Below are 24,412 nucleotides of genomic sequence, written 5' to 3' on the forward strand. Positions count from 1 at the left end.
TGCCCCGCCCTTCTGGGTGACGATCAGAACCCGGATTGCCCGGGGATCCAGTTGCTTCCTGCCAGCGGTACACCAGCCATTGCCGCCGCCTCGATGGTGAGCGCGCAAAGATCCTCAGGCTCGAGGTTGTGGACATGGCTCTTGCCACAGGCACGAGCGAGCGTCTGACATTCCAATGTCATGACGGCAAGATAATTGCGGAGACGGCGTCCGGCCGCAATGGGATCAAGCCGTTTCATCAGCTCCGGGTCCTGCGTGGTGATCCCGGCAGGATCCCGCCCTTCGTGCCAGTCGTCATAGGCGCCGGTGGTGGAGCCCAGTTTCTGGTATTCCTCTTCCCAACGCGGATCGTTGTCGCCAAGTGCGATCAAGGCCGCGGTCCCGATGGCCACCGCATCGGCACCAAGCGCGAGCGCCTTGGCGACATCGGCACCGCCACGGATCCCGCCCGAGACGACCAGTTGTACCTTGCGATGCATGCCCAGATCCTGCAGCGCCTTCACTGCCGGACGGATGCAAGCCAGCGTCGGTTGGCCGACATGTTCGATGAACACGTCCTGCGTTGCCGCCGTGCCACCCTGCATCCCGTCCAGAACAACCACATCGGCCCCAGCCTTCACCGCCAAAGCAGTGTCGTAATAGGGGCGCGCACCGCCGATCTTGATATAGATCGGCTTTTCCCAATTGGTGATCTCGCGTATTTCGAGAAGCTTGATTTCCAGATCGTCAGGTCCGGTCCAATCCGGGTGACGGCAGGCCGAACGCTGATCTATCCCTACCGGCAGGTTGCGCATACCGGCAACCCGTTCCGTGATCTTCTGCCCAAGCAGCATCCCGCCGCCGCCGGGTTTGGCACCCTGTCCGACCACCACCTCGATGGCATCCGCACGGCGCAGATCGTCGGGGTTCATGCCATAGCGCGACGGCAGATACTGATAGACCAGTTTCTCGGAATGGCCACGCTCTTCATCGGTCATGCCGCCATCGCCGGTCGTGGTCGAGGTTCCCGACAATGTCGCCCCGCGCCCCAACGCTTCCTTGGCATTGGCCGAAAGAGCGCCAAAGGACATCCCGGCAATGGTGATGGGAATCTTCAACTCGATCGGCTTCTTGGCAAAGCGGGTGCCAAGCACGACCGAAGTGTCGCATTTCTCGCGATAGCCTTCCAGCGGATAGCGGCTGATCGAGGCGCCAAGAAACAGCAGATCGTCGAAATGCGGCACCCGGCGTTTTGCCCCACCGCCGCGAATATCGTAGATACCGGTCGCGGCAGCACGGCGAATCTCGGAATTGATCTCGTTCGAGAAGGTCCAGTTCTGCCGAGGCAGGGTTTGCGGTGTCTTGTCCATCGCCTTCTCTCCTCAGTATTCGTCTGCGTGATCGACGTTGAAATGGTAAAGCTTGCGGGCCGAGCCATAGCGGCGGAATTCCTGCGGGCTGGCATCCGCTCCGGCGCGCTCAAGCAGATCGGCCAACAGCTCCAGATGTTCGGGACGCATCTCTTTCTCGATGCAATCAGCGCCCAGGGATTTGACACTTCCGCGCACGAAAAGCCGTGCCTCGTAAAGGCTGTCGCCCAGGGCGTCCCCGGCATCTCCCAGGATGACTAGGTTGCCCGACTGCGCCATGAAGGCCGACATGTGACCGACATTGCCATGCACCACGATGTCAACCCCCTTCATGGAGATCCCGCAGCGTGAACTGGCATTGCCCTTGATGACCAGAAGCCCGCCATGCCCGGTCGCCCCGGCATATTGGCTGGCATCACCTTCGACGATCACCGAGCCCGAAATCATATTCTCGGCCACACCCGGCCCGACCGAGCCGGTCACATGTACGGTGGCCTCCTTGTTCATGCCTGCGCAGTAATAGCCGGCCGAACCCTTTACGGTCACCTTGATCGGAGCGTTCAGCCCCACAGCCAGCGCATGCGAGCCGCGTGTATTCTCGATCACCCACTCGGCGTCACCGCCATTTCCTTCCTGCGATTGAAGCATGCTGTTCAGCTCGCGCAGTTCGGTCGAAGCCATATCTATGGTCTGCATATCAGCGCTCCCAGAAATAGACGGTTGCAGGCTCAGGCTCCCAGACCCGGGCGTTGTCTATGCCAGGCAGGTTGGCAAACGCACGGTATTCCGAGCCGAATGCGACATAATCGTCTGTCTCGGCCATGACCGCTGGCTTACAGGCGATCGGGTCCCGCACCACGCCGAAACCGTTCTTTGTGCCGACGACGAAGGTAAAGAAACCGTCCAAATCCTGTAGCGTGCCGTCTAGAGCCTCGCCCAGATTGGCGCCTTCGGCCAGACGGGACGAGATGTAGCAGGCCGCAACCTCGGTATCGTTCTGCGTCTGCGGCGCAAAGCCCTTGCGCGCGAGTTCCCGGCGCATCCGGTTGTGGTTCGACAGCGAACCATTATGGACAAGGCACTGGTCGCCATCGGTCGAGAAAGGATGGGCGCCAAGAGTGGTTACCGCGCTCTCCGTCGCCATGCGGGTATGGCCGATGCCATGACTGCCGGCCATCTGACGGATGCCGAAGCGGGAGGCCACGTCCTTGGGCAGGCCAACCTCCTTGAAGATCTCCATCGAATTGCCGACGCCCATCACCCGGATGCCCTTTTCGGCCATGAAGGCCCGCACCTCGGCTTCGCTACCCTCGGGCAGGGTCAGGACAGCATGAGTGTCGATCACCCGCATCCGGACGGGACCGCGCAAAAGCGCCGTCAGGTTTTCTTCCAGCCCATCGAAATCCTCATCCGGCGTCGCGGATTGAATGGTCATCTTCAGACCATCGGCATCATCACCGTAGATCGCGATTCCGGCACTGTCCGGACCACGATCAGTCATAGTGATCAGCATATCCGTCAGAAGATCCCCAAGACGCGGACGTAAATCGTCCTTCTTCAGGAACAGGCCAACAATGCCACACATAGTCACCTCCGTTCAGCTTGGCTCAAAGCCTTCACGGATTAACTAATAGGAAAATTTATTGCCTGACAAGATATTTTTTGAATTTTGTCTTTTCCGCCCGTTTTTCCTGCTTATCGGCTTTCAAGCAGAGCCTGCCGAGCGATGTCTTGCCATCCCTACTTTGCTTGAGGATAGGTGATGATCGACAGGTACCGAATCGGCAGTTGGCGCATCTGTTCAGGGCCGTGCGGAGCATCAGCGTCGAAAAGCAGGCTATCGCCGGGTTCCAGATCGTAAAGCCGGTCGCCATGCCGATAGCCCAGATGCCCCTCCAGCATGTAGATCAGTTCGATCCCCTCATGCTGGAATGTCGGAAACCGGTCACTTTCCGTACTTAGAACAATCAGATAGGGTTCGACCACCACGCCGGAATTATTCGATCCGATATGCCCCAGCAGGTGGTACTGGTGCCCCGACCGGGTCCCTGCCCGCTCCACCTCGACGGCAGTGCCGGATTTTACATGCATCGCCCCACGCGGCTCTTCATATCCTGAAAAAAGCTGCACCAGTGGCACCCGCAAGGCATTGGCAAGCGTCTGCAATGTCGTCAGCGATGGCGAAATCACCCCATTCTCGATCTTTGACAACATGCCGACCGACAGCCCGGCCTGATTGGCCAGTTCTGATCCCGTCATGCGCTGGCGCTTGCGCAACTCGCGCACCTGCCGGCCGATAGCGACCTCGAGATTCTTTTCGCGGCTTTCGCGCAGGGCATGGGGATCCTGGGTCAGCTTGATCTCGGGATTCACGATCTTGGTCATATTGTTATTCCCTGCGCGCTCTCTGGTCACAAAATGGCGGTTCGGCAAAAAACAGCCGAATCCAGGTTCAATATAGGGGGGTTTCACCGCGCTTAGAAACCACCGATATTACATGACCTAACGACGCACAGGCGACGTCATGTCTTTCGAACCCTATAGACGTGGGTCGATTCGTAAAAGCGAAGGCCATACTCCCGGGGTTACGAAAACCGTAACCTGCTATGCGCGGCAATCGTTCAACCTTGCGGTCTTTCAGTTCTTGCCTGTCGGGGCCGGGCTGATTATCCACATCCAAATTTGGTAACAACGGTATTCCCGGCACAATCCTGATGGCAATGGACCCAGACCTCTTGGCAACCCGTGCTTGATCGCTGGCTTCTGATCGGTTCGACAGGGCGTGTCGGCCGGATGCTGGCGCGCCACTGGGACGAATGCCCGCCCGAGCAGGCAGAACTCGTTCGGCAGAGTCGGGGAGATCCGGCGGAAGTGAGGTGGGATCCCTTGCTGTCTTCCTTTCCGCAAGAACATGGCGCGTTTTCATGCTTCATCGTTCTTGCGGGCATAGTGCCCGGCACGGGATCGGATTTGCGCCTTAACCGCGATCTGGCCGAAGCCATTCTGCGCGCCGCCCATGACACGGGCGTATCGCGTGTGCTCCTGTCATCATCCTCGGCCGTCTATGGCGCACCCCCTGGCCGCCATGCCTTTCGCGAAACGGATCCGCTCGAACCTCGTAACGCCTATGGGGAGGCTAAATGCGATATGGAAACCGTTTGTGCCCCCTGGCGCGCAAGGGGTCTGGAGATCTGCTGCCTCAGAATCGGAAATGTGTGCGGGGCGGATATGCTATTAACCAACAGCAGCCGGATGGAGACAGGAGAATCGCTGCATATCGACCGGTTCGATGATGGCGCGGGCCCGGAACGGTCCTATATCGGGCCAGCAACACTTGCCCGGGTGCTCGAGACGCTCGCCCACCATCCCGCCCCCCTGCCCGAAACCCTGAACGTAGCAGCGCCCGATCCCGTCACGATGGCGGCTCTTGCCAGCCTTGCCGATATTCCATGGGCATGGAAGCCAGCGCCGATCGGCGCTTACCAGAATATCACCCTCGATTGCGAACGCCTCGCGGAGTTTTATCCCTTTTCGGTTTCGGATAGCGACCCGGCGGAAATGATCCGGCAATGGCTCCGGTTGAGGGATACGAAATGACCTTGACCAAGCGACTTCTCGATATCCTGCTTGCCTTGGTACTCGGGATAATCCTGCTGCCGGTGGCAGCCGCCATCGCGGCGATCCTGCTTCTGCGTGACGGACGTCCCATCTTCTATATATCAGAGCGCATGAAGACCTTTGAGGAGGGCTTCAACCTCGTCAAATTCCGCACGATGACCGGGGTGGCCAAGGATAGCGGTGTGTCGGGCGGAGACAAGGCAGCGCGGATCACCCCTACCGGTCATTTCCTGCGCCGGACCAGATTGGACGAAATTCCCCAGATCTGGAATGTCCTGAAAGGCGATATCAGCTTTGTCGGACCTCGACCGCCACTGCGGCAATATGTCGAACGTTTTCCACAAATCTACCGCGAGGTATTGAGATCCCGACCGGGAATCACCGGGCTGGCCAGTATCTATTTTCATGCGCATGAGGAACGATTGCTGGCGAGATCGTCTTCGACCGAAGAGACGGATGAAATCTATTGCCAAGTCTGCGTGCCACGCAAGGCACGGCTGGACTTGATCTATCAGAAGCGGCGAAATCTCTGCTTCGACATGGTGCTAATGCTGAAGACCGTGTTCAAGGGCCTGCGTTGATACCGGATCTGTTCATGCGGACCCTTGCTTGATCGGCAGAGCGCCAGCATGGACCCTCTGGGCGGCGATAGGTTTCGCCACCGTATATGTATCCTCGGTAACCTCCCTGGGGCGTATATCCATCGGAAGGTTGTCAGCCAACAAAGAACGAATTGCGGGGACATCATGGCTTTTGCAAAGCCGTTTCAGCCGTTCGAGAAGGCCCGCGAGATTCTCCGGAGGTTGCGAAATATCGGTCTCGGTCATGATCCGCGGATGCTCTGTCTGCGTCGGTTGATCACCAATCAAAAGCTCTTCATACAGCTTCTCACCGGGACGCAGGCCAGTAAAACAAATCTCGATATCACTCTGATCCAGACTTGGGGACGGCTTGGTTCCCGGCGGGATCACAACGGGTGAAAGGCCGGAAAGCTGCGCCATTCGTATCGCCAGATCCACGATCCGAACAGGAGCCCCCATATCCAGCACAAAGACATCTCCTCCCTTCGCCATGGCGCCGGCCTGAATAACCAGCTGAGAAGCTTCCGAAATGGTCATGAAATAGCGCGTGATCTCGGGGTGGGTCACCGTGATCGGGCCACCGGCCGCAATCTGCTGACGGAAGAGTGGGATCACTGATCCCGAGGAATCCAGCACATTCCCGAAACGTACGATAGAGAAAAGAGTGGTATCCTGACGCGCAGCGATGGCCTGACACACCAATTCGGCCAGACGCTTCGAGGCGCCCATGATATTTGCCGGTCGAACCGCCTTGTCTGTGGAAACCAGGATAAAGGCGCGAACCCCGGCCTCCACGGCAGCCTCGGCGAGAACCTCTGTCCCGAATATGTTGTTGTGAATGCCCTCAACGACATTGCTTTCGACAAGGGGGACATGCTTGTAGGCAGCCGCATGATAGATGGACTCGACACCGTGGTTTCGCAGAACGGCAGAGACACGGCCGGGATTCTGCACCGAACCAATGACGGGGATGATCTCGACCGAAGGGTACTTGGCGCGCGTCAGTGCCTGCAATTCCCGGTCGATGGCATAGAGATTGAATTCCGAAAGTTCGAACAACACGATCCGTTTGGGACCGTATTCGAGGATCTGGCGGCACAGCTCTGAACCGATGGTTCCTCCAGCCCCGGTCACCATGACTACCTTGCCACGCACGTTGCGGTTCATCAGGCCACGACGAGGCGGAACAGGGTCTCTGCCGAGCAAGTCATCTACGGAAACTTCCGTGATGTCGCTGATTTTCGTTCGCCCCGAGACGATATCGGTCATACCGGGGATCGTTTGGACATGGATCGGCAGCTTGTCGAGCCGGCGCAAGACCTTCGCCCGTGCCGTTCGGCTGATGCTCGGCATGGCCAGAAGCAGGCTCTTGGCACCGTAATTATCGATAAGCTTGGGCAGGTTCTGGGGCGCATGAACCGGACAGCCGCTAATCGTCCGCCCCTGCAGGCTCTTGTCGTCATCAACGAAGGCAACCGGCAAATAATCGGGCCCGGTCTGCAGCGATAATTGCAATTGTCGTCCCGCTGTTCCCGCACCATAGATGATGACTCGGGTTTTAGGGCGCTGCTGAACGCCGACCAACATGCGGCGCATGAAGATTCGCAGCCCTCCGATCGAGACGAGAGCCAAAAGCGCGTAGATGACGAGGACGGACGGAGAGATGCGCGTTTCGGAAATGCTGCTGACCAAGCCAAGCACGAGGGTGGAGAACACAACGCCTGATATGATCGTCTTGTAGGCTCGCGAGGTGATGTAGCGCACAACGGCACGGTAAAAGCCAAGCTTGATAAAGCTTGCGAGGCTAACTGGAATGACAATCCCCAGCATCCACCAGAACGGCCATTCAACAAGAAAGCCCAAGCGTTCGTGATAGAGCAGCATCGCAACAATGAGGCTGAGAGCGATAAGAACCGCATCCGTACAAAGCTGGATCAGGCGTTTTTGGCCAAGGCTTAAGCCAACAAGCCAGTTGGCCAACTGATGCGGCATGTGCTAAAGCCTCACTGACAGTGGGCGAAGTGAACAAGACACTTCTCCGTCTGGAACTGCGGTGACAAAACAACGGTACAATGATACAAAAGCAAGCTCATTTATTCCTTCTGTAAAGAATATACAACAAAAGAGCAGCAAATTCAGTCCGACATGATGCCTTCGTGCAACTTGAGCATGCAAGTTTCGCAGGCCCTAGGGAAAGCCGCAAGTGGCGGGGAGCCAGTGCGGGCAGTTCATTGCCTAGCCCGCTTGTATCCACCAAACCAGCGAAAGTATGGTCGGGACGAAAGGCATAGCCCGGTAGCGGGGCTGGGAGAGATCGGGACAAATGTCGTATACTCTGGGGCTCGCCACGATGGACAACAGTGCTGCCGCACTGTTTCAGGGCAACCGGCTGGTTGCCGCCATTGAAGAAGAGCGGCTGAGTCGCATCAAGAACGATGGCAGTTTTCCGCATCTCGCCATTTCCGAAGTTCTTGATATCGCGGGTATTCGGCTTTCGAATGTTGATACGATCGCGGTTTATTGGAAGCCGTGGCAACTTGACACCCGGGTTTCAGGAACATTGCGCAAGCTGGCCACAGCACCACTGGCGCGTGCGGCAATCCTGGCGCGGCTGCAAGACATGGCGGGAACCGGACCTGCCCGGAACGATCCACCTCCCGGTTCCTGGCGGGACTTGTTCCGGCTGCGCAAGATACTGACCAAACATCATGGCCCAACCTCCGCCCACCTTCACTTCATCGATCATCACCACAGTCACCAGCTTTACGGCGAGGCGATGCGCGATTGGAATGGTTGCCTATCGCTTTCCTACGATGGGGGCGGCGAGCGGAATTCCACCGTTCTGACTGCGGTCCGGGACGGACGGCGGCAGGTCGTCACCTGTCACCGCTGGCCAAACTCACTTGGCCATTATTACGCGACCTTCACCGGCTATCTCGGGTTCAAGATGCTCGAGGGCGAATACAAGTTGATGGGGCTTGCCCCCTATGGCAAGCCGCGCTGGCGCGACACGATCCTTACCGAGGTACTGCAACTCGAACCGGAAGGACGCTACCGGCTGAATACCACGATTTGCGACTATCACGCCGCCTTGCAAGGCCGTTTCCACCCACGCCTGAAGGAGCTTTTCGGTCCGCCGCGTGCACCCGACGCCCCCTTGACGGAAGAGCATATTGATCTGGCCACCAGCCTGCAGGCGGCATTCGAGGCGGTCCAGACCCATGTACTGTCCTATGGGAAAAAGCGGCATCCCGATCTCAGGCGGCTGGTGATTTCGGGGGGATCGGCGCTGAATGTCACTGCCAATGGCCGATTGTTGCAAGCTGGTATGTTCGACGAAATCATCATTCCACCTGCCCCCCACGATGCGGGTTGCGCGGTCGGCGCAGCGCTGGCGGTGCTGCCGGATGCCGAAAAGCCATCTGTACGCAGCCCCTATCAGGGCCGGGACTACTCTGCCGCCGAGATTGCCACAGCCATTGCCGCACATTGCAGAACCCCGCCGCCACCCCTGCCCGAGCATCAGCTGATAGAAACCACCGCGCAGATGCTGACCGAGGGCAGGCTCATCGCCTGGTTCCAGGGCCGCGCCGAATTCGGCCCTCGGGCCCTTGGCGCGCGCTCGTTTCTGGCCGATCCACGCCGCGACGAGATCCGCGAGAAGTTGAATGACAAGATCAAGAAGCGCGAGCTCTTTCGCCCCTTCGCGCCTTCGGTGACCGAAGATGGCGCCCCTTCCCTTTTTGCGCTGGACCAGCCCAGCCCCTATATGAACATCGTCGCGGACGTGATCGGTACGTCCATCCCCGCAGTCACCCATGTTGACGGCACGGCGCGTGTACATACCGTCAGCCGCGATGCGCATGCACGTTATCACGCGCTCATCGCCCGTTTCGGCGAATTGACAGGCGTGCCAGCCCTTCTGAATACGTCCTTCAATATCCAGGAACCGATCGTATATTCCCCCGAGCATGCACTGCGGACCTTTGCCGCATCGGGTGTTGATGCCCTTGTCATTGGCGATCACGTGCTAACGCGCGAGGATCTGGTGTGTCCCTGATCCTCAGCATCGATTTCGAGGACATGGCCCATGACATGAAGCGCGATCTGGGCCTGTGGGAAACCGGTCCGATCCGTGCCGATGCGCTTTGGCAAAGCTATCACGACATCGACGCTTTCCTCCGGGCGCATGGCGGGGCAACGGGTCAAAAGGCTACCTTTTTCTGCACCGGAGTAATTGCCGAGCAGGAACCAGACCTGATCGCCCGGATCGCCGCCGACGGACATGAGATCGCCTGTCACTACCATTTCCATGATCGCATGGACGGGCAGGATATTACCATCGTCGATCGCATGCTCGGGCGGGCGAAGGCAGCGCTGGAGGACGCCTCCGGTGTAACGGTGCGCGGTTTTCGGGCCCCCCAGTTCCGGATCGATCGAACCGAGCCATCACAATATCGCACCGTCATACGGTATTTCGATTACGATAGTTCCTTTCCAGCCGCAGATCGCGAAGAGGTCGCCGCTTTCCGTGCCGCCATGGACCTGGGTGATTTCCCGATCCTGCCGATCTATCGCGGGCAGATCATGGGACAGAATTTCAGGCTTGGAGGCAGTTATCTGAAACTGTTTCCCGGCGCGATGGCGCGCCGGTCAATCGCCGCCGCCGAAGCGGCCGGGTTCGCTCCGCATATCTATCTACATCCCTACGAATTTACCGCGAACGGCAGCTATCGGCTCTCGTCCCGCGAACGCCGCCCGCTTGGCATGCCCCGGGCACTTTACTGGGGTGTCCGACAGGAACAATGGCACCGGGCGGGGAATCGAAGCCTGCCCACGAAATTGGCGTACCTGATCGGTCGTGACGGACTTGCCGGTCGCCTCGACGATCTTGTCCCCACCATCAAAGCCTAGGCATTTCCGAATTGCGCTAGGGTTTGCGGCCCATTTCAGCCTGCGCCGCAGCCATGCGATGCACCTCGTCGACCCGCCCGCGACGCCGCAAAAGCCCATCACGAATCCCGATCCACATCAGGCGTCGATAGGCGGGGCGCTCTGCCGGGGCGGCATGGCGTGCGCGCCGCGCCCATATGACGACATACCAGGCAAGCGCCAGTGGAAAGATCAGCGGCCCGGCCGAAGCGCGCGCGATATCGACGCCATTGCGGCAGTGGTAGTAGATCTTCCACAACGGGTGATAGACGAAATTCTGATCCATCGAGCCGCAATCATGCACGAAGCGGGTAGCCGGATCGAAGAACATCCTCAGCCCCGATCGGCGTAGTCGCAGGCTGTAAAGGATGTCGTCGCCGTAAATGAACAACCCACCCTCAGGCAAACCGGCCTTTCGCCACCCTGCGCGAGAAACGAAAAAGCCGACGAACGAAGCCGTATCGATTTCGATGAGCCGGTTCTCGGCGGGGCCGGAGGCGGGAATATAGGCCTTGTCGGGTTGTTTGAAACCGGCTCGATTGCCCCGTGTCAATGTCGCCCAGAGCATCCTTGGGTGCCAGAACGGATTATAGCCGGGCCGGTTCATCTCGGCCAGGCTCCCATCGGGGGAATAGACGGCCGCCGCCACCGCACCGGTATCGGGCGGCAGGGCTGCAACCGTCTCTGCAAATATGGTCAGCGCCTCTTTCTCGGGCCAGGCATCATCGTCCAGAAGCAGGACCCAATCGGGCTCTTCCTCGGCGATCAGCCAATCCATCCCTGCCTCGAAACCACCTGCCCCGCCGCAATTCTCGGGCATTGTCAGAGTTTTCACACGAGGATCGGTCTGCGCTGCCAGGAATTCGGCAGTGCCATCGGTCGCCGCATTGTCGACCACCACGACCCGCGCAGGGCCACTGTCCAGCAGTCGAGGCAAAGTCTCGCGTAGTCGGTCCAACCGATTGTAGGTGACAAGAACCGCTGCAATACGGGACTTTTCTGGCGGAATGTCCTGAGTCACAACGATTTCCTTGTAAAGCGCATCGCAGGGCGGTTGTTGGCGAGTGTAAAGACCGAATTTCCCGCGGGAGATAGCACCGCGCAATCTTGGTGGCCAGCATCGACACGGAAATTCTTGTTCAAAAGACCGTCCCTTGGCGCCCAAGCGATTGCCGAAGGCACATGACGACATCACCTGTCATTTTTCAGCCAGCCGCGGAAGCGGCGCATGCGCAGCTCATGCGTATGCGCATACCATTCGGAATCGCGAACCAGCATGCGTGAACCATGTTCGGGGGAATTGGGCAAATGGGGCCGCATCGGGGTCGCATCCAGCGGGTTCAGGCCGATGCGTTCGAAGGCATCGGGACGAGACGGGCCGTAGGGGATACGAGATGCCAGCGCTGCCATCGGCTCCGGCCGCGCAGCGAAGGCGATAAAGGATTTGGCCGCCTCTTGCCTGCGCGAACTGGCCGGAATCGCCCATGCATCGTTCGAGATGATACGGCCGTCCCACAGGATCGCGATATTCGCCTTTTCCTCGTGTTTCAGCGCGAAAAAGCGGCCATTATATCCTGACGCCATGACAGCTCGGCCATCTGCGAGCATTTCGGCGGCCTCAGCCGGATTCTGCCACCAGATGATATCATCGCGAATCCGGTCGAGCGCGCGGAAGGCCAGATCGAGCCCTCTTTCAGTGGATAACAGATCATAAACCTGTATCGCAGGTACGCCTTCGGCCAACAGTGCCCATTCAAGGATGACATCGGGGCGTTTCTCCAGCCCACGCGCACCTGGAAAGCGCTCCGTATCGAAGAAATCCTCGATCGAGTTCGGCTTCACTCCCGGGAAACGGCGGTCGTCATAGGCCATCACCGTCGCAAAGATTGTATGAGGCACAGAGCAACGCCGGATCGGAGCAGGAGAGAAGTCGTCCGGATCAAGACCCAGTTCGTCTGGATCGAGGGGAAGGATATCTCCTCTTTCACATGCCGCGATCGCCTGATCCTCGACCATGTCGACAACATCCCAGTTTTCCGACGCGGCGCGGGTGGTCAGCCCATCCGGCTCTCCGGCATATTGATGGATCTCCAGCTCCTCTCCGGTTTGCTCGCTGTAAGGTTCAAAGATCGCCTCTTTCTGCGCCGCCTCATATGCGCCGCCCCAACTGACCACATTCAGCGGCTCTGCCGAGACCGGCATCGACAGCAACAGGGCAAGGATTGGGGTCGAACTAAAGCGCGGCATTCTCTTCCTCGCGCAAGCGCCCGGATAAATCGAGATAGGCCCGGATCAATGCCGCCTCGGGAACTGCGCCCAGATAACGCCCCGACTCGTCGATGACGGCCACGGCATCGCCGACGAAATCACCAAGCCGCGCCATGGCGGCGAAAATGCTGGTTGCCTTGTCGAAGACCAGTGACGCGGGGCGCATCACCTCAGCCACGGAAGCGGTGTCCACCGCATCCCGCAGATCGGCCAGCGAGACGGTGCCGGCCAACCGACCCGCCTGATCCAACACAAATGCCGTATTGCGGCCCTGCAACATTGCCCATATCTGCGTCGCGCCGTCGGTCATTCGGCAGGTCGGGAAATCATTGCGCAGCAATCCTATGACAGTTTGCGCCTCCATGCGGGCGCGATCCCGTCCTTGTTGCAGGATGATGTTGCGGCCAGCGAGCTGCCGGTCGAAAAGCGAGCGGCCAAAGGCGCGATGGCCGATCATGTTCGAGATTACGACCGACACCATCGCGGCAATGGTGATGTCGTAATTATGGGTCAATTCGAACAGGATCAGGATGCAGGTCAGCGGCGCTCCGATAATCGGCGAGGCCAAGGCCATCATCCCGGCCAGCGCATAAGGCGCAACCCCGGATTGCGGCATGAATGGCGCCCAGATGGCCCAGAAGAACGCACCCAATAGGATCCCGATCAGGAGCGCCGGGCTGAACACTCCACCGGCGAAACCAAAGCCGATGCAAAGCGCGCTGAGGGTAATCTTGGCCGCGATGATCATCGCCAGCTCGGATGTGCCGAAAGCGCCCGGAATGGTGGCGAAGCGCAATGTCTCGTTGCCGATGCCCAGAATATCCGGCAACCACAGTCCAGTCAGCCCAACCCCCAATCCTGCGACCGCCGGGCGCAACCAGCCGGGCAAGGAAGACGCGGCAGCCAATCTGGCCATCCGCAAGATCAAATGCATGAAGCATATCGCGGTCACTGCCCCGACGACACCAAGCAGGGCAAAGAGAAGAAACTCGTGCCAATACCGCACGCCTTCGAAGGCAACGAGGAACAGCGGCTCGCGTTCGAAGATCAGTGAGGCGGTCACGAAACCGGTCGTTGCCGCAATGGTCACTGGTGCAAAGGCGCGGGTAGAGTAGTGGCGCAATACGACCTCATGCGCAAAGACCATTCCGGCGATGGGCGCGTTGAACGCCGTCGCGATAGCCGCAGCCACGCCGCATGCGATGCCTATTTCGGGAAGATCGGGGATTGCCAGCCGAAATCGTCGGATCAGTCCACCGATCAGCGCACCAAGATAGACCATTGGTCCATATTGACCGACCGATGCCCCGCTTCCCAACGAAATGACGGCGGCCAATGTCGAGCCGAACCCGTGGCGTGGCGCTGGCAAGGGATTTGCAAGCTGAACGGCGGCGATGACATCCGGCGGCCCCAATGGCCGCCCGCCAGATTGCCTGACAAGCAATCCGACCACGGCACCGCCGATTGTGGGTACAAGCACGGTGGCGGCGGCAAGAAATACCGTGTTTCCGTCCCATTGCACCCGGCTGCGGGGAGAAATCAGCAGCGCATCATTCATCCAGCCGACTGCTTCGACGAAGAGCAGCGCCCCCAGGGAGGCGATGCTTCCAATCACGATTGCAACGGCACAAAGTATCGGCACACGCCGGAAAACTTCGGCAAGACCCTGCGACTTGGAACCTCGATCCATGCAGGCATCGTGTCCCGATTGTATTCAGCGGTCAATCATTCGTGAATGGCTTCGATGATATCGCCTGGCGGTGAAGCGGTGTTCCGAGCGTCCGTTCCGGCTACCTGTCCGCGACGCAGTTTTGTCTCTGACTGCCCAGCCCCTCGACGCCAAGTTCCACGACATCGCCGGCTTTCAGATAGCGCGGCGGCTTCATTCCCATGCCAACTCCGGGCGGAGTGCCGGTGGAAATGATGTCTCCGGGTTGTAGCGACATGAAGCGCGACAGGTAAGAGACCAGATGCGCCACACCGTAAACCATGGTCCTGGTAGAGCCATCCTGCATGGTCTGACCGTTGACCTTCAGCCACAATGGCAGGTTCTGCGGATCGGCGATCTCGTCTTTCGTCACCAGCCATGGACCGATCGGCCCGAAGCTGTCAGCGGATTTACCCTTGGTCCATTGACCCTGATGCTCGTTCTGAAATGCGCGCTCGGACACATCGTGGCAAACGCAATAGCCAGCCACATGGTCCAGCGCGTCCGCTTCGCTCACATATTTCGCCGTCTTGCCGATGACGATGCCAAGTTCGACCTCCCAGTCGGTTTTCTCCGAACCGCGCGGGATGATCAGATCGTCATCGGGCCCGCAAATTGCCGATGTTGCCTTCATGAATATGACAGGCTCGGACGGTACATCCATCCCGGCTTCCACGGCATGATCGGCATAGTTGAGGCCGATGCAGATGAATTTTCCGACGCCGGCGATACAAGGGCCGATGCGCGGGTTACCCTCGACAAGCGGCAATGTCTGCGCATCGGTCGATGCGAGCACCGCGAGATTACCGGGGGACAGCGCGTCCCCGCCGATATCGGCAACCCTTGCGGAAAGGTCACGCAGCTTGCCATCCGAATCGATCAGTCCGGGTTTCTCGGCACCCGGTGCGCCATAGCGGATCAGTTTCATATGTTCACCCTTCCCGTTCTTGGCGGGATAGTCCAGCCGCCATCGATTATCGGCACAAGGCCCATGCCACCCCCCACATGCTGTCTCCGCGGTGGCCGTATTGATTGGTCCAGGGCATTGTTGAGCGCCCGAGCGCCGCCTATATTGTTATCAGGGAGGCGAAAGTGCCACATTTCAAGCGGCTGCGTCGCCTCGTTGCGGCCATTGCCGTCTTGATGATGGCTGCATTCCCCGTGGCGGCGCAAGAGACTGACGAAACCGACGCCCGTTCCATAGTGCTCATGTCTGCGATCGAGGGTCCCATCGGACCGGCGACGGTCAAGCATATCAACCGTGTCATCGGCCTCGCCGAGGAACGGGCGGCGGCGGCTGTGGTCTTGCGGCTGAATACGCCCGGTGGCCTGGCGGATGCGATGCGCGAGATCATTTCAGAGATTCTCGCTTCGGATGTTCCCGTGATCGGCTATGTCGCGCCTTCCGGCGCGCATGCCGCCAGCGCGGGAACCTATATTCTCTATGCGACACATGTGGCCGCAATGGCCCCAGGAACCAATTTGGGGGCTGCCACCCCCGTGCAGATTGGTGGGATGCCGGAAGGTTTTCCCGGCTCTTCTCCTGAGGAAGAAACCGACCCGGACGACGGGCAGAAAGGTGACGGCACATCCGAAGAAAAGACTTCAGAACAAGAGAGCGACGGCCTGAAACCGCAGGACGCCATGACCGCCAAGGCCACGAATGACGCTGTGGCCCTGATCCGCAGCCTGGCCGAGATGCATGATCGCAACGCCGATTGGGCCGAACGCGCCGTGCGGGAAGCCGCCAGCCTTTCGGCAAACGCAGCGCTTGAAATGGATGTGATCGATCTCGTGGCAAGAGATGTGGAAGAGCTTCTTGCCGCAGCGGATGGGCGAAGGGTCGAGGTCGCCGGCGCAGCGCAGGTTCTGAATATTGCGGATTTGCCCGTGGAAACCATCGAGATGGATAGCATCACCCGCATCCTGAGCATCCTGTCCAATCCAAACGTGGCGCTGATCCTGATGATGATCGGGATCTATGGGCTGATCTTCGAATTCTGGAATCCCGGTGCCGTGGTTCCTGGCGTCGTCGGGGCAATCAGCCTGACGCTCGGGCTCTATGCGCTCAATCAACTGCCGCTCGATTATGCCGGGCTGGCGCTTATCGGGCTAGGCATTGCCTTCATGGTGGTGGAGGCGCTGACGCCGACCTTCGGCATCCTCGGTTTTGGCGGGCTGGCCGCCTTCGTTCTGGGGGCGTCCATGCTGATCGACACGGATGAGCCCGCCTATCAGATCTCATGGTGGATGATCGGCACCATGGCCGCGGTCAGCGGCGCTGTTCTCGTACTGCTTCTGGGCTTCACCCTGCGCTCTTATAGAGGCGTGCCGGTGGTCAGCGGCCGGATGCGGATGCTCAACAGTCCGGCCAGTGTCCAGGAATGGTCCGGCGGGGAAGGTTTCGTCTGGGCCGATGGTGAACGCTGGCATGCGGAGGGTGCCACGGGTCTGACACCCGGTCAGACGGTTCGCGTGCGTAAGGTCACGGGCCTTACGCTCATCGTCGAAGCCGACCCGGGCGCAGGAGCGCCGGAAAGGAAAGGTTAATCATGCAAATCGATATATTTGACTGGATATTCCAGTTCGTCGCCATCGTGCTGGTGGCCCTTGTCCTCTACCACGCCATATATATCTTTCGCGAATACGAGCGCGGCGTGATCTTTACATTGGGGCGTTTCACACGGATCGGCGGGCCGGGCCTCGTGTTCCTGATCCCCTTCGTTCAGCAGGTCGTGCGAACCGATCTGCGAATGTTTGTCGAGGATGTGCCAAGCCAGGACGTGATCAGCCGCGACAATGTCTCGGTCAAGGTCAACGCGGTGATCTATTTCCGGATCGTCGATCCGCAACGCGCCATCATCAATGTCGCCGATTTCGCGGCCGCGATCAGCCAGTTGGCGCAAACCACACTGCGTTCGGTCCTGGGTAAACACGAGCTGGATGAAATGCTCGCCGAGCGTGACAAGCTGAATGTGGACATCCAGGAGATCCTCGACCGCCAGACCGAAGCCTGGGGCATCAAGGTGGCCAATGTCGAGATCAAGCATGTCGATATCGACGAAAGCATGGTCCGGGCGATTGCCAAACAGGCCGAGGCCGAAAGAGTGCGGCGGGCGCGGGTGATCAACGCCGAAGGCGAACAGCAGGCCGCAGCCAAGTTGGTAGAAGCCGGCAAGTTGCTCGCGGCGCAGCCCAATTCGATGCAGTTGCGCTTTTTCAACGCACTCAATGACATCGCGACCGAGAAGACCAACACGATCGTGTTTCCGCTTCCCGTCGATCTTTTGCCGCAGGGAATGGGCAAGGGGAAGAAGGACAAGATGTGAGCCTTTCGCAGGTCTCGCGCGGCGTTGAGACAAGTAAATTCAGCGCCCTCGACAGGCGATGATCACAAGGCAATCACGCAAAAAGGAAAAGATGCCAATTCTCCCAAGGTCGGATTCGGTCAAAGCATCTCAGAGATGGTCCGTGCCGTTGCGCGAACCCGTTCGATCAGCGCGGAATCTGGATGCAATTGCATTTCATGACCTGAAAGGTTCAGCGCTGCGACATACCTACCCTGGCGCGAGACGAGCGGCGCAGCGATGGAAAACGTGCCCGTCGCCAGATGCGAGCTTTGCGCCACATAGCCGCGGGTCCGATCCTCTGTCAGAAGTGCCTTGAGGGCGACCAAGCTCGCCGGGGCCTTGTCGCTCATCGGAGCAAACAGATAATCCGCGAAGCGGCGGTCGAGCTCCTCTTCCGAAAGATCGCTCAACATCACCCGGCCCATGGTCGTGGAAAACGCGGGCAGGCGCGTACCTACCGGAACGTTGGAAACCATCGAGCGATCGGATAATGCCCGGTAAACATAGATGATCTCCGTCCCCTCCAGCACCGATACATGCACCGTGAAGCCCGTCTCGTTGCGAAGCTGGTCCGCAGGTTGGCGCGCGATATCGTAGACATCCAGCGAGCACACATAGCGATAGCCCAGATCCATGACCCGTGGCGCAAGCCTGTAATGATTGTCCTGCCGGGTAAGGTAGCCTTCGCGTTCCAGTGTCACCACGAAACGATATGCGGCAGAGCTTGTCACTTCGATCGCCTCGGCGATTTCGCTCAACGTCATTTCCGGACGGCGGTGATCGAAACATTCAAGAATGCTCAGGCCGCGCAATAGGGAGTTGGAACGGTAATCGGGTTCCTTCGGCATTCAGATCCTTTCGCATTCAAAAACTGACATTGACATGCGAAAACATAACGTCAAGATCGCCTCTACCGCATATTCTGCCCGGCAAGTTCTTTTGACTATTTCGCGCAGAAACGAAATGCCCTTGAGCAAGGAGGACATCCCATGACATTTTCCCGGCGCCAATTCCTCGGCACCACGGCTGCGGCAACGCTGGCCGGAATCGCATCCGCACCCGCCCTTGCGCAGGGCCGTGTCTTCTTCGGCATCGCGACCGGCGGGACAGGCGGCACCTATTATCCGCTTGGCGGGATGCTGGCGCAGTTGATCTCGAATACAGCGGAATTGCCTGACACCAAGGTTTCCGCCACAGCCGAGACAGGCAACGCCTCGGTCGCAAATGCGCAATTGCTGGGGCGCGGCGAGATCGAATCCGCATTCGTGGCCGCCGATATCCTCGATGCTGCCTACCGCGGCGTGAACCAGTTCGAAGATGGCGCCTTGGATAACCTGCGGGCCATCGGCGCGCTCTATCCGGAGACCGTGCAACTGGTGGTCCGGGCGGATAGTGGAATCGAGACATTCGAGGATCTGAAGGGCAAATCCGTTTCCTCTGGCTCGCCCGGTTCGGGTCAGTGGCAACTTCTGGGCGATCTGCTGGAAGCCCACGGCATGGCCCGGGAGGATGTGTCCGAGGATTATTCCTCCTTCGCGCAGTCGGTGGACAAGATCAAGGACGGCAACCTGGACGCCTCTCTGATCACCGCCGGACTGCCGACATCCTCGGTCACCGATCTTGCCAATGGCCACGATATCCGCATTGTCCCGCTGGCCGGACCGGCCATTGCGAAGCTGCAGGAAACCCAGCCTTACTATGCCAATTCCGTGATTCCTGCCGATAGCTACAAGGGCGTGGATGCCGATGTGGAAACGCTGGCCGTGCGCGCGATCTGGGCCGCCCACGAGGATGTGCCGGAAGATTTGGTCTATGCCGTGACCAAGGCGCTTTACGAGAACACCGAGACATTGGGACAGGTCCATCCGATGGGCAAGCAGATCTCGCTCGACAAGGCGCTGGAGAGCGTCTCGATCCCGGTTCATCCGGGCGCGGAGAAATATTACACCGAAAAGGGCATCCCCGAGTAATGTCTTTGCGCAGGAAACTGCGGATGATGGGGATGGCGGCTATTGCGGCCATCCCCTTTGCGCCTTTTGCCCCTCTACCGGCTTCCGCAAGCGGAACTGTCTGGTTGTGCCTGTCAGAGACTCGCGGGCAAGGCCGAGAAATCGCGCGGCGGTCACTGGGACCGGATAACCGTTTTTCGCTCAGTTTCATCCACTCCGTTTCGGATACGCCGGTGATCGACAATTACCACATCGAGAATGGTGAGATCCTGCAGACCTCCGAGATATTCGAAGCGCATGGCGCCGGTTTACCGTCGATCGCCAATGACATGGATGCGACCGGCTGGCGGCAGGAAGAAGGCAAGTTCATCCTCGAGATGTCGCGCCGCACCGGACCCATCCCGCTGCGCATTCAGGCGCAGTTCGAGAACACCCTTCATATTGCCGGGTCCGACCTGCCATTGGCCGATCTGGGCCACAAGGCGCTGACCCTTGCCCTCTGCGACGAGGAGAAACCGCATTGACCAACGAAGACAATCGCTCCTCGAACCGGGGCAAGGCCGAAAGTGAGCTTACCGCTGACGAGGTGGAGGCGCTGGTTCGGGAATATGACTCCGAATCGAATTTCAGGAACCTTGCAGGCCCAACCGCGATGGTCGTGACCGTCGCCTCGGTCATCCTGTCGCTCTTTCACGTCTATACCGCGGGCTTCGGTCTGCTGAACGAGGTCATGCACCGGACGATCCACCTGGCCTTCGTCATGGGGCTGATCTTCCTCGTCTTTCCACGAAAGCGTGCGCAACCTACCGGGCGGATTTGGGTGCAATCCCTGATCTTCGCAGGGTTCTATCTCTATCTGCTCTACAGCCTGGTCCAGACACTGCCCGCGAGCTCGCTCAAATTCGTGTTCACCGGCGTCATGCTGGTTCTGATCGCTCTGACCCTGCCTTTCAACCGACCCGGGGCCGAGCCCGGAAAAGTGGCACTGCGTGACTGGGCCTTTGCCGCGTTCGGCGCGGGTTTCTCGGCCTATCTGACAATCTTCTTCCAACATATCTTCATCGAGAATGTCGGAAGTCCGCCCGATCCCGTCTACATGATCGGCCTGATCGCTATCGTCATGACGCTCGAGGCGACCCGTCGGACGATGGGACCGATGCTCGCCTATATCGGGATCGGCTGCCTGCTCTACGCGCTGTTGGGGCCATATCTTCCCGGTATCCTTGCCCATCGTGGCTATGGCATCACCCGTATCGTGAACCATCTTTTTGTCGGCACCGAAGGGATCTATGGCGTCGCTGTTGGCGTGGTCGCTACCTATGTGTTCCACTTCGTGCTCTTCGGCATTTTGGCGCAGATGAGCGGTCTAGGGCAGTTGTTCATCGACCTTGCCACGATCATCGCCGGTCGCGCCTCGGGCGGCTCGGCCAAGGTGTCGGTCGTGTCCTCCAGCTTTTTCGGAATGATTTCCGGTTCTCCCATCGCCAACACGGTCACGACCGGCGCCTTCACCATTCCGCTGATGAAAAGATCGGGGTTTTCCGGGCGCTTCGCCGGCGCAGTCGAAGCCTCGGCGTCATGCGGCGGACAGGTGACCCCGCCGATCATGGGGGCCTCTGCCTTCGTCATGACCGAGATGCTGGGCGTGCCCTATAACGAGCTGATCCTGATCGCGATCGTCCCGGCGGCCTTCCACTATATCGCCATCCTGTTGATGGTGCATCTCGAGGCCAAGCGTCTCGGGCTGAAGGGATTATCCGGGGACAAGATCCCGCAATTCGGCGCAGTCGTGGCAAGGTCATGGCATCTGTTCGTCCCGCTAACGGTGATGGTGGCGATGCTGTTGATGCAATATACGCCCTTCCTGGCCGCCTTCTGGGGCATCATCCTGACGATCATCTTCTCGTACGTGCCGCTCTTGATGCATGCGCTCGGCAACCGGACGATGGACACCTCGACCGTCCTGACGCCGCCGCGCCTGATACGGGGCTTCGAGGATGGGGCGAAATTCGCGCTGGCGATCGGCGCGGCCTGTGCCTGTGTTGGCTTCCTTCTGGGCATGACCACGCTGACCGGGCTGGGCTTCAAGTTCTCTGCCGCAGTGGTGCAGCTGGCCCATGACGTGGCGGGCTTCGTGATCGGGCTCGACTTCACCGGCCTGCTTTCCGAGAACGGAATGGCGTTGTTCTTCGGCCTGATCTTCGTGGCTCTCGCCTGCATCATCATGGGCGCCGGAATTCCCACCACGCCGACCTATATCATCCTTGCCTCGATCGCGGCCCCGGCCCTGACCGAATTCGGCGTGCCCCTCATCGCAACCCATTTCTTCGTGTTCTACTTCGGCGTTCTCGCCGATGTGACGCCGCCGGTGGCGCTTGCGGCCTATGCGGCGGCCGGCCTGGCGCGAAGCGAGCCGATGACGACCGGGACAACGGCGTTCCGGCTGTCGATGGGCAAGGCGCTGGTGCCATTCATGTTCATCTATGCGCCAAACCTGCTATTCGTCGATTTCACCCCGCTGGAATTCGTCACCGCATTGCTATCGGGGGTGATGGGTATCCTGGCGCTATCGGCGGCCTATATCGGCTGGTTCCGCCGGGATCTGGTGCTGGTCGAAAAGATCCTGCTCACATTGGGCGGATTGTTCCTGATCTCCACGCATTGGGCTGCGATCACGATCGGCGCGCTGATCGTGCTGGCGGTGCTGATGCGGCCCGTCAAAGCGGGCATGGCAGAGGACGGCTAAGGCCAATGATAACGTATACATCAGGATGGTCCGAAATCATATCCAAGGCCTCCAAGTAAGATCATATGTAATATGAATGTTGAGCGAACTCGCAATTACCCCGCCTTGACCCTCTCCTTATGAAAACGCATACATAGGCGCGTTGATTGAGGCGAGGGAGGTTCGTCAGCATGGGAGACAGAGTCAAAACCGCAGCCGATCTGCGTTCCGCACGTTGGTTCGCGCCGGATGATCTGCGCAGTTTCGGGCATCGCTCGCGGCTGATGCAGCTTGGCTATGCCGAAGAGGATTTTCGCGACAAACCCGTCATAGGCATTCTCAATACCTGGTCGGAGCTCAACAGCTGTCATGCCCATTTCCGCGAGCGCGCGCAGGATGTGAAACGCGGCGTATTCCAGGCAGGCGGCTTTGCAGTCGAACTGCCCTCGCTCTCGGTCGATGAAAGCTTCACCAAGCCGACCTCGATGCTCTATCGCAACATGCTGGCGATGGAGACCGAGGAAATGATCCGCTCGCACCCGCTGGACGGCGTGGTGCTGATGGGCGGCTGCGACAAGACCACGCCGGGGCTGGTGATGGGCGCGATCTCGGCCGGGGTGCCGATGATCTACCTGCCCGCCGGTCCGATGCTGCGCGGCCATTACGCCGGCAAGATCCTCGGCTCGGGGTCGGATGCGTGGAAATACTGGGACGAGCGCCGCGCCGGGAATATCAGCGACGAGGAATGGCTTGGCGTGCAGGGCGGCATCGCACGCTCTGCGGGCACCTGCATGACCATGGGCACCGCCTCGACCATGACGGCGATCACCGATGCGATGGGTCTGACCCTGCCCGGCGCATCCTCTATCCCGGCAGTGGATAGCGGCCATCAGCGCATGGGCGCAGCCTGCGGGCGGCGCATCGTCGAGATGGTGTGGGAGGATCTCACCCCCGACCGGATCATCACCGATGCATCCGTGCGCAACGCCGCCATCGTCGCCATGGCCACCGGCTGTTCGACCAATGCCGTCGTGCACCTGATCGCCATGGCCCGTCGCGCGGGCATCAACCTGAACCTGGACGATCTGGACGATTTGGGCCGGGTGACACCGCTGATCGCCAATGTCCGGCCTTCGGGCAAGGATTACCTGATGGAGGATTTCTTCTATGCGGGCGGGTTGCGCGCGTTGATGAAGCAGATCGAGGACCGGCTGGACGGCAGCGCCCTGACCGTCACCGGACGCAGCCTGTCCGACAACCTGGAAGGGGCCGAGGTCTATAATGACGATGTGATCCGCCCCCTGTCGAACCCGGTTTACCAAGAGGGCTCGCTTGCCGTACTGCGCGGAAACCTGTCCCCCGACGGCGCGATCATCAAGCCCGCCGCCTGTGATCCCAAATTCCATGTCCATGAAGGCCCGGCACTGGTGTTCGACAGCTATCCCGAGATGAAAAAGGCGGTCGATGACGAAAACCTCGAGATAACCCCGGATCACGTGATGGTGCTGCGCAATGCGGGGCCACAGGGCGGACCGGGCTTCCCGGAATGGGGAATGCTGCCGATCCCCAAGGCGCTGATCAAGCAGGGCCATCGCGACATGCTGCGGATTTCCGATGCCCGCATGTCCGGCACGTCATATGGGGCCTGCGTGCTGCATGTCGCCCCCGAAAGCTATGTCGGCGGCCCTCTGGCACTGCTGAAAACCGGCGATACCGTGCGGCTGGATCTGCCCGCGCGCCGGCTGGACATGCTCGTGGACGAAGATGAGCTTGCCCGCCGCCGCGCCGAATGGACCCCGCCCGAACCCCGCTATCAGCGCGGCTATGGCTATATGTTCCAACGCCATGTCACGCAGGCGGATCAGGGCTGCGATTTCGACTTCCTCGAAGCCGATTTCGGGAACGCCGCCGGCGAACCGGATATTTTCTGAA

At 59.6% G+C, this 24,412-nt stretch carries 20 protein-coding genes and 1 pseudogene; 11 read left to right on the top strand and 10 right to left on the bottom strand.

The genetic code is table 11. The features are described from left to right. Positions 1 to 23: 23 nt before the first annotated feature. The 4 genes from JHX88_RS20485 to JHX88_RS20500 form a co-directional block, all read right to left on the bottom strand. Entirely contained in the window at positions 24 to 1,349 is a 1,326-nt protein-coding gene (locus tag JHX88_RS20485; RefSeq protein ID WP_076527744.1) for an FMN-binding glutamate synthase family protein, read from the bottom strand. A gap of 12 nt (positions 1,350 to 1,361) precedes the next feature. Further along, positions 1,362 to 2,045 (bottom strand): GltB/FmdC/FwdC-like GXGXG domain-containing protein, encoded by a 684-nt coding sequence (locus tag JHX88_RS20490; protein ID WP_076527745.1) that lies wholly within the window; start codon positions 2,043 to 2,045, stop codon positions 1,362 to 1,364. A gap of 1 nt (position 2,046) precedes the next feature. Continuing rightward, positions 2,047 to 2,934: a class II glutamine amidotransferase gene (locus JHX88_RS20495; RefSeq protein WP_076527747.1), complete on the bottom strand. Its 888-nt coding sequence runs from the start codon at positions 2,932 to 2,934 to the stop codon at positions 2,047 to 2,049. Positions 2,935 to 3,089: 155 nt separating this feature from the next. Next, on the bottom strand, positions 3,090 to 3,734 hold the full coding sequence (locus JHX88_RS20500; RefSeq protein WP_076527748.1) for a helix-turn-helix domain-containing protein: 645 nt from the start codon (positions 3,732 to 3,734) through the stop codon (positions 3,090 to 3,092). Between the two features lie 408 nt (positions 3,735 to 4,142). Between JHX88_RS20500 and JHX88_RS22415 the strand changes: the two are divergent. From JHX88_RS22415 to JHX88_RS20510, 3 genes and pseudogenes are all read left to right on the top strand, one after another. Beyond that, positions 4,143 to 4,517 (top strand): annotated as a pseudogene (locus tag JHX88_RS22415) (NAD-dependent epimerase/dehydratase family protein); the annotation flags it as partial. 84 nt (positions 4,518 to 4,601) lie between these two features. Further along, positions 4,602 to 4,946: an NAD-dependent epimerase/dehydratase family protein gene (locus JHX88_RS20505; protein ID WP_272848130.1), complete on the top strand. Its 345-nt coding sequence runs from the start codon at positions 4,602 to 4,604 to the stop codon at positions 4,944 to 4,946. Then, positions 4,943 to 5,548 carry a sugar transferase gene (locus JHX88_RS20510; RefSeq protein WP_076527751.1) on the top strand — a complete coding sequence of 202 codons (606 nt, stop codon included), beginning with the start codon at positions 4,943 to 4,945 and terminating at the stop codon, positions 5,546 to 5,548. The genes JHX88_RS20505 and JHX88_RS20510 overlap by 4 nt, the downstream gene beginning before the upstream one ends. Before the next feature lie 12 nt (positions 5,549 to 5,560). On the opposite strand, the gene JHX88_RS20515 is transcribed toward JHX88_RS20510, so the two are convergent. Further along, positions 5,561 to 7,540: a polysaccharide biosynthesis protein gene (locus tag JHX88_RS20515; RefSeq protein ID WP_076527753.1), complete on the bottom strand. Its 1,980-nt coding sequence runs from the start codon at positions 7,538 to 7,540 to the stop codon at positions 5,561 to 5,563. A 331-nt stretch (positions 7,541 to 7,871) separates the two neighbouring features. Here JHX88_RS20515 and JHX88_RS20520 point away from each other — a divergent pair, with 331 nt between their 5' ends. Together JHX88_RS20520 and JHX88_RS20525 are read left to right on the top strand one after the other, a co-directional pair. Next, complete coding sequence (locus JHX88_RS20520; RefSeq protein ID WP_076527755.1) at positions 7,872 to 9,608, top strand: carbamoyltransferase family protein; 1,737 nt, start codon at positions 7,872 to 7,874, stop codon at positions 9,606 to 9,608. After that, a complete protein-coding gene (locus tag JHX88_RS20525) occupies positions 9,599 to 10,462 on the top strand; it encodes a polysaccharide deacetylase family protein (RefSeq protein ID WP_076527757.1) in 864 nt (287 codons plus the stop codon). The genes JHX88_RS20520 and JHX88_RS20525 overlap by 10 nt, the downstream gene beginning before the upstream one ends. A gap of 16 nt (positions 10,463 to 10,478) precedes the next feature. On the opposite strand, the gene JHX88_RS20530 is transcribed toward JHX88_RS20525, so the two are convergent. The 4 genes from JHX88_RS20530 to JHX88_RS20545 form a co-directional block, all read right to left on the bottom strand. Then, positions 10,479 to 11,501: a glycosyltransferase gene (locus tag JHX88_RS20530; RefSeq protein WP_176011485.1), complete on the bottom strand. Its 1,023-nt coding sequence runs from the start codon at positions 11,499 to 11,501 to the stop codon at positions 10,479 to 10,481. Positions 11,502 to 11,671: 170 nt separating this feature from the next. After that, positions 11,672 to 12,727: an ABC transporter substrate-binding protein gene (locus JHX88_RS20535; protein ID WP_076527759.1), complete on the bottom strand. Its 1,056-nt coding sequence runs from the start codon at positions 12,725 to 12,727 to the stop codon at positions 11,672 to 11,674. Beyond that, a complete protein-coding gene (locus tag JHX88_RS20540) occupies positions 12,714 to 14,438 on the bottom strand; it encodes a chloride channel protein (protein ID WP_076527761.1) in 1,725 nt (574 codons plus the stop codon). Before JHX88_RS20540 ends, JHX88_RS20535 begins: the two co-directional genes overlap by 14 nt. A gap of 100 nt (positions 14,439 to 14,538) precedes the next feature. Then, positions 14,539 to 15,384, bottom strand: a complete 846-nt coding sequence (locus JHX88_RS20545) for a fumarylacetoacetate hydrolase family protein (RefSeq protein ID WP_076527763.1) — start codon at positions 15,382 to 15,384, stop codon at positions 14,539 to 14,541. A gap of 164 nt (positions 15,385 to 15,548) precedes the next feature. Here JHX88_RS20545 and JHX88_RS20550 point away from each other — a divergent pair, with 164 nt between their 5' ends. Continuing rightward, positions 15,549 to 17,006 (top strand): NfeD family protein, encoded by a 1,458-nt coding sequence (locus JHX88_RS20550; protein ID WP_272848131.1) that lies wholly within the window; start codon positions 15,549 to 15,551, stop codon positions 17,004 to 17,006. A 2-nt stretch (positions 17,007 to 17,008) separates the two neighbouring features. Beyond that, positions 17,009 to 17,785, top strand: coding sequence for a slipin family protein (locus JHX88_RS20555; RefSeq protein WP_076527765.1), 777 nt, complete (start codon positions 17,009 to 17,011; stop codon positions 17,783 to 17,785). A 119-nt stretch (positions 17,786 to 17,904) separates the two neighbouring features. Here JHX88_RS20555 and JHX88_RS20560 read toward each other — a convergent pair whose 3' ends face one another. Then, positions 17,905 to 18,654 carry an IclR family transcriptional regulator gene (locus tag JHX88_RS20560; protein WP_076527767.1) on the bottom strand — a complete coding sequence of 250 codons (750 nt, stop codon included), beginning with the start codon at positions 18,652 to 18,654 and terminating at the stop codon, positions 17,905 to 17,907. Between the two features lie 141 nt (positions 18,655 to 18,795). On the opposite strand from JHX88_RS20560, the gene JHX88_RS20565 reads away from it, so the two are divergent. The 4 genes from JHX88_RS20565 (at position 18,796) to araD (ending at position 24,411) form a co-directional block, all read left to right on the top strand. Further along, complete coding sequence (locus JHX88_RS20565; RefSeq protein WP_076527769.1) at positions 18,796 to 19,776, top strand: TAXI family TRAP transporter solute-binding subunit; 981 nt, start codon at positions 18,796 to 18,798, stop codon at positions 19,774 to 19,776. A gap of 23 nt (positions 19,777 to 19,799) precedes the next feature. Beyond that, complete coding sequence (locus tag JHX88_RS20570) at positions 19,800 to 20,279, top strand: DUF1850 domain-containing protein (protein ID WP_076527771.1); 480 nt, start codon at positions 19,800 to 19,802, stop codon at positions 20,277 to 20,279. Then, positions 20,276 to 22,501, top strand: a complete 2,226-nt coding sequence (locus tag JHX88_RS20575) for a TRAP transporter permease (protein WP_076527773.1) — start codon at positions 20,276 to 20,278, stop codon at positions 22,499 to 22,501. The genes JHX88_RS20570 and JHX88_RS20575 overlap by 4 nt, the downstream gene beginning before the upstream one ends. A 170-nt stretch (positions 22,502 to 22,671) precedes the next feature. Next, positions 22,672 to 24,411 (top strand): L-arabinonate dehydratase, encoded by a 1,740-nt coding sequence (gene araD, locus JHX88_RS20580; protein ID WP_076527776.1) that lies wholly within the window; start codon positions 22,672 to 22,674, stop codon positions 24,409 to 24,411. Position 24,412 lies beyond the last annotated feature (1 nt).

The organism is Paracoccus saliphilus (genome assembly GCF_028553805.1).
Taxonomy (GTDB): domain Bacteria; phylum Pseudomonadota; class Alphaproteobacteria; order Rhodobacterales; family Rhodobacteraceae; genus Paracoccus; species Paracoccus saliphilus.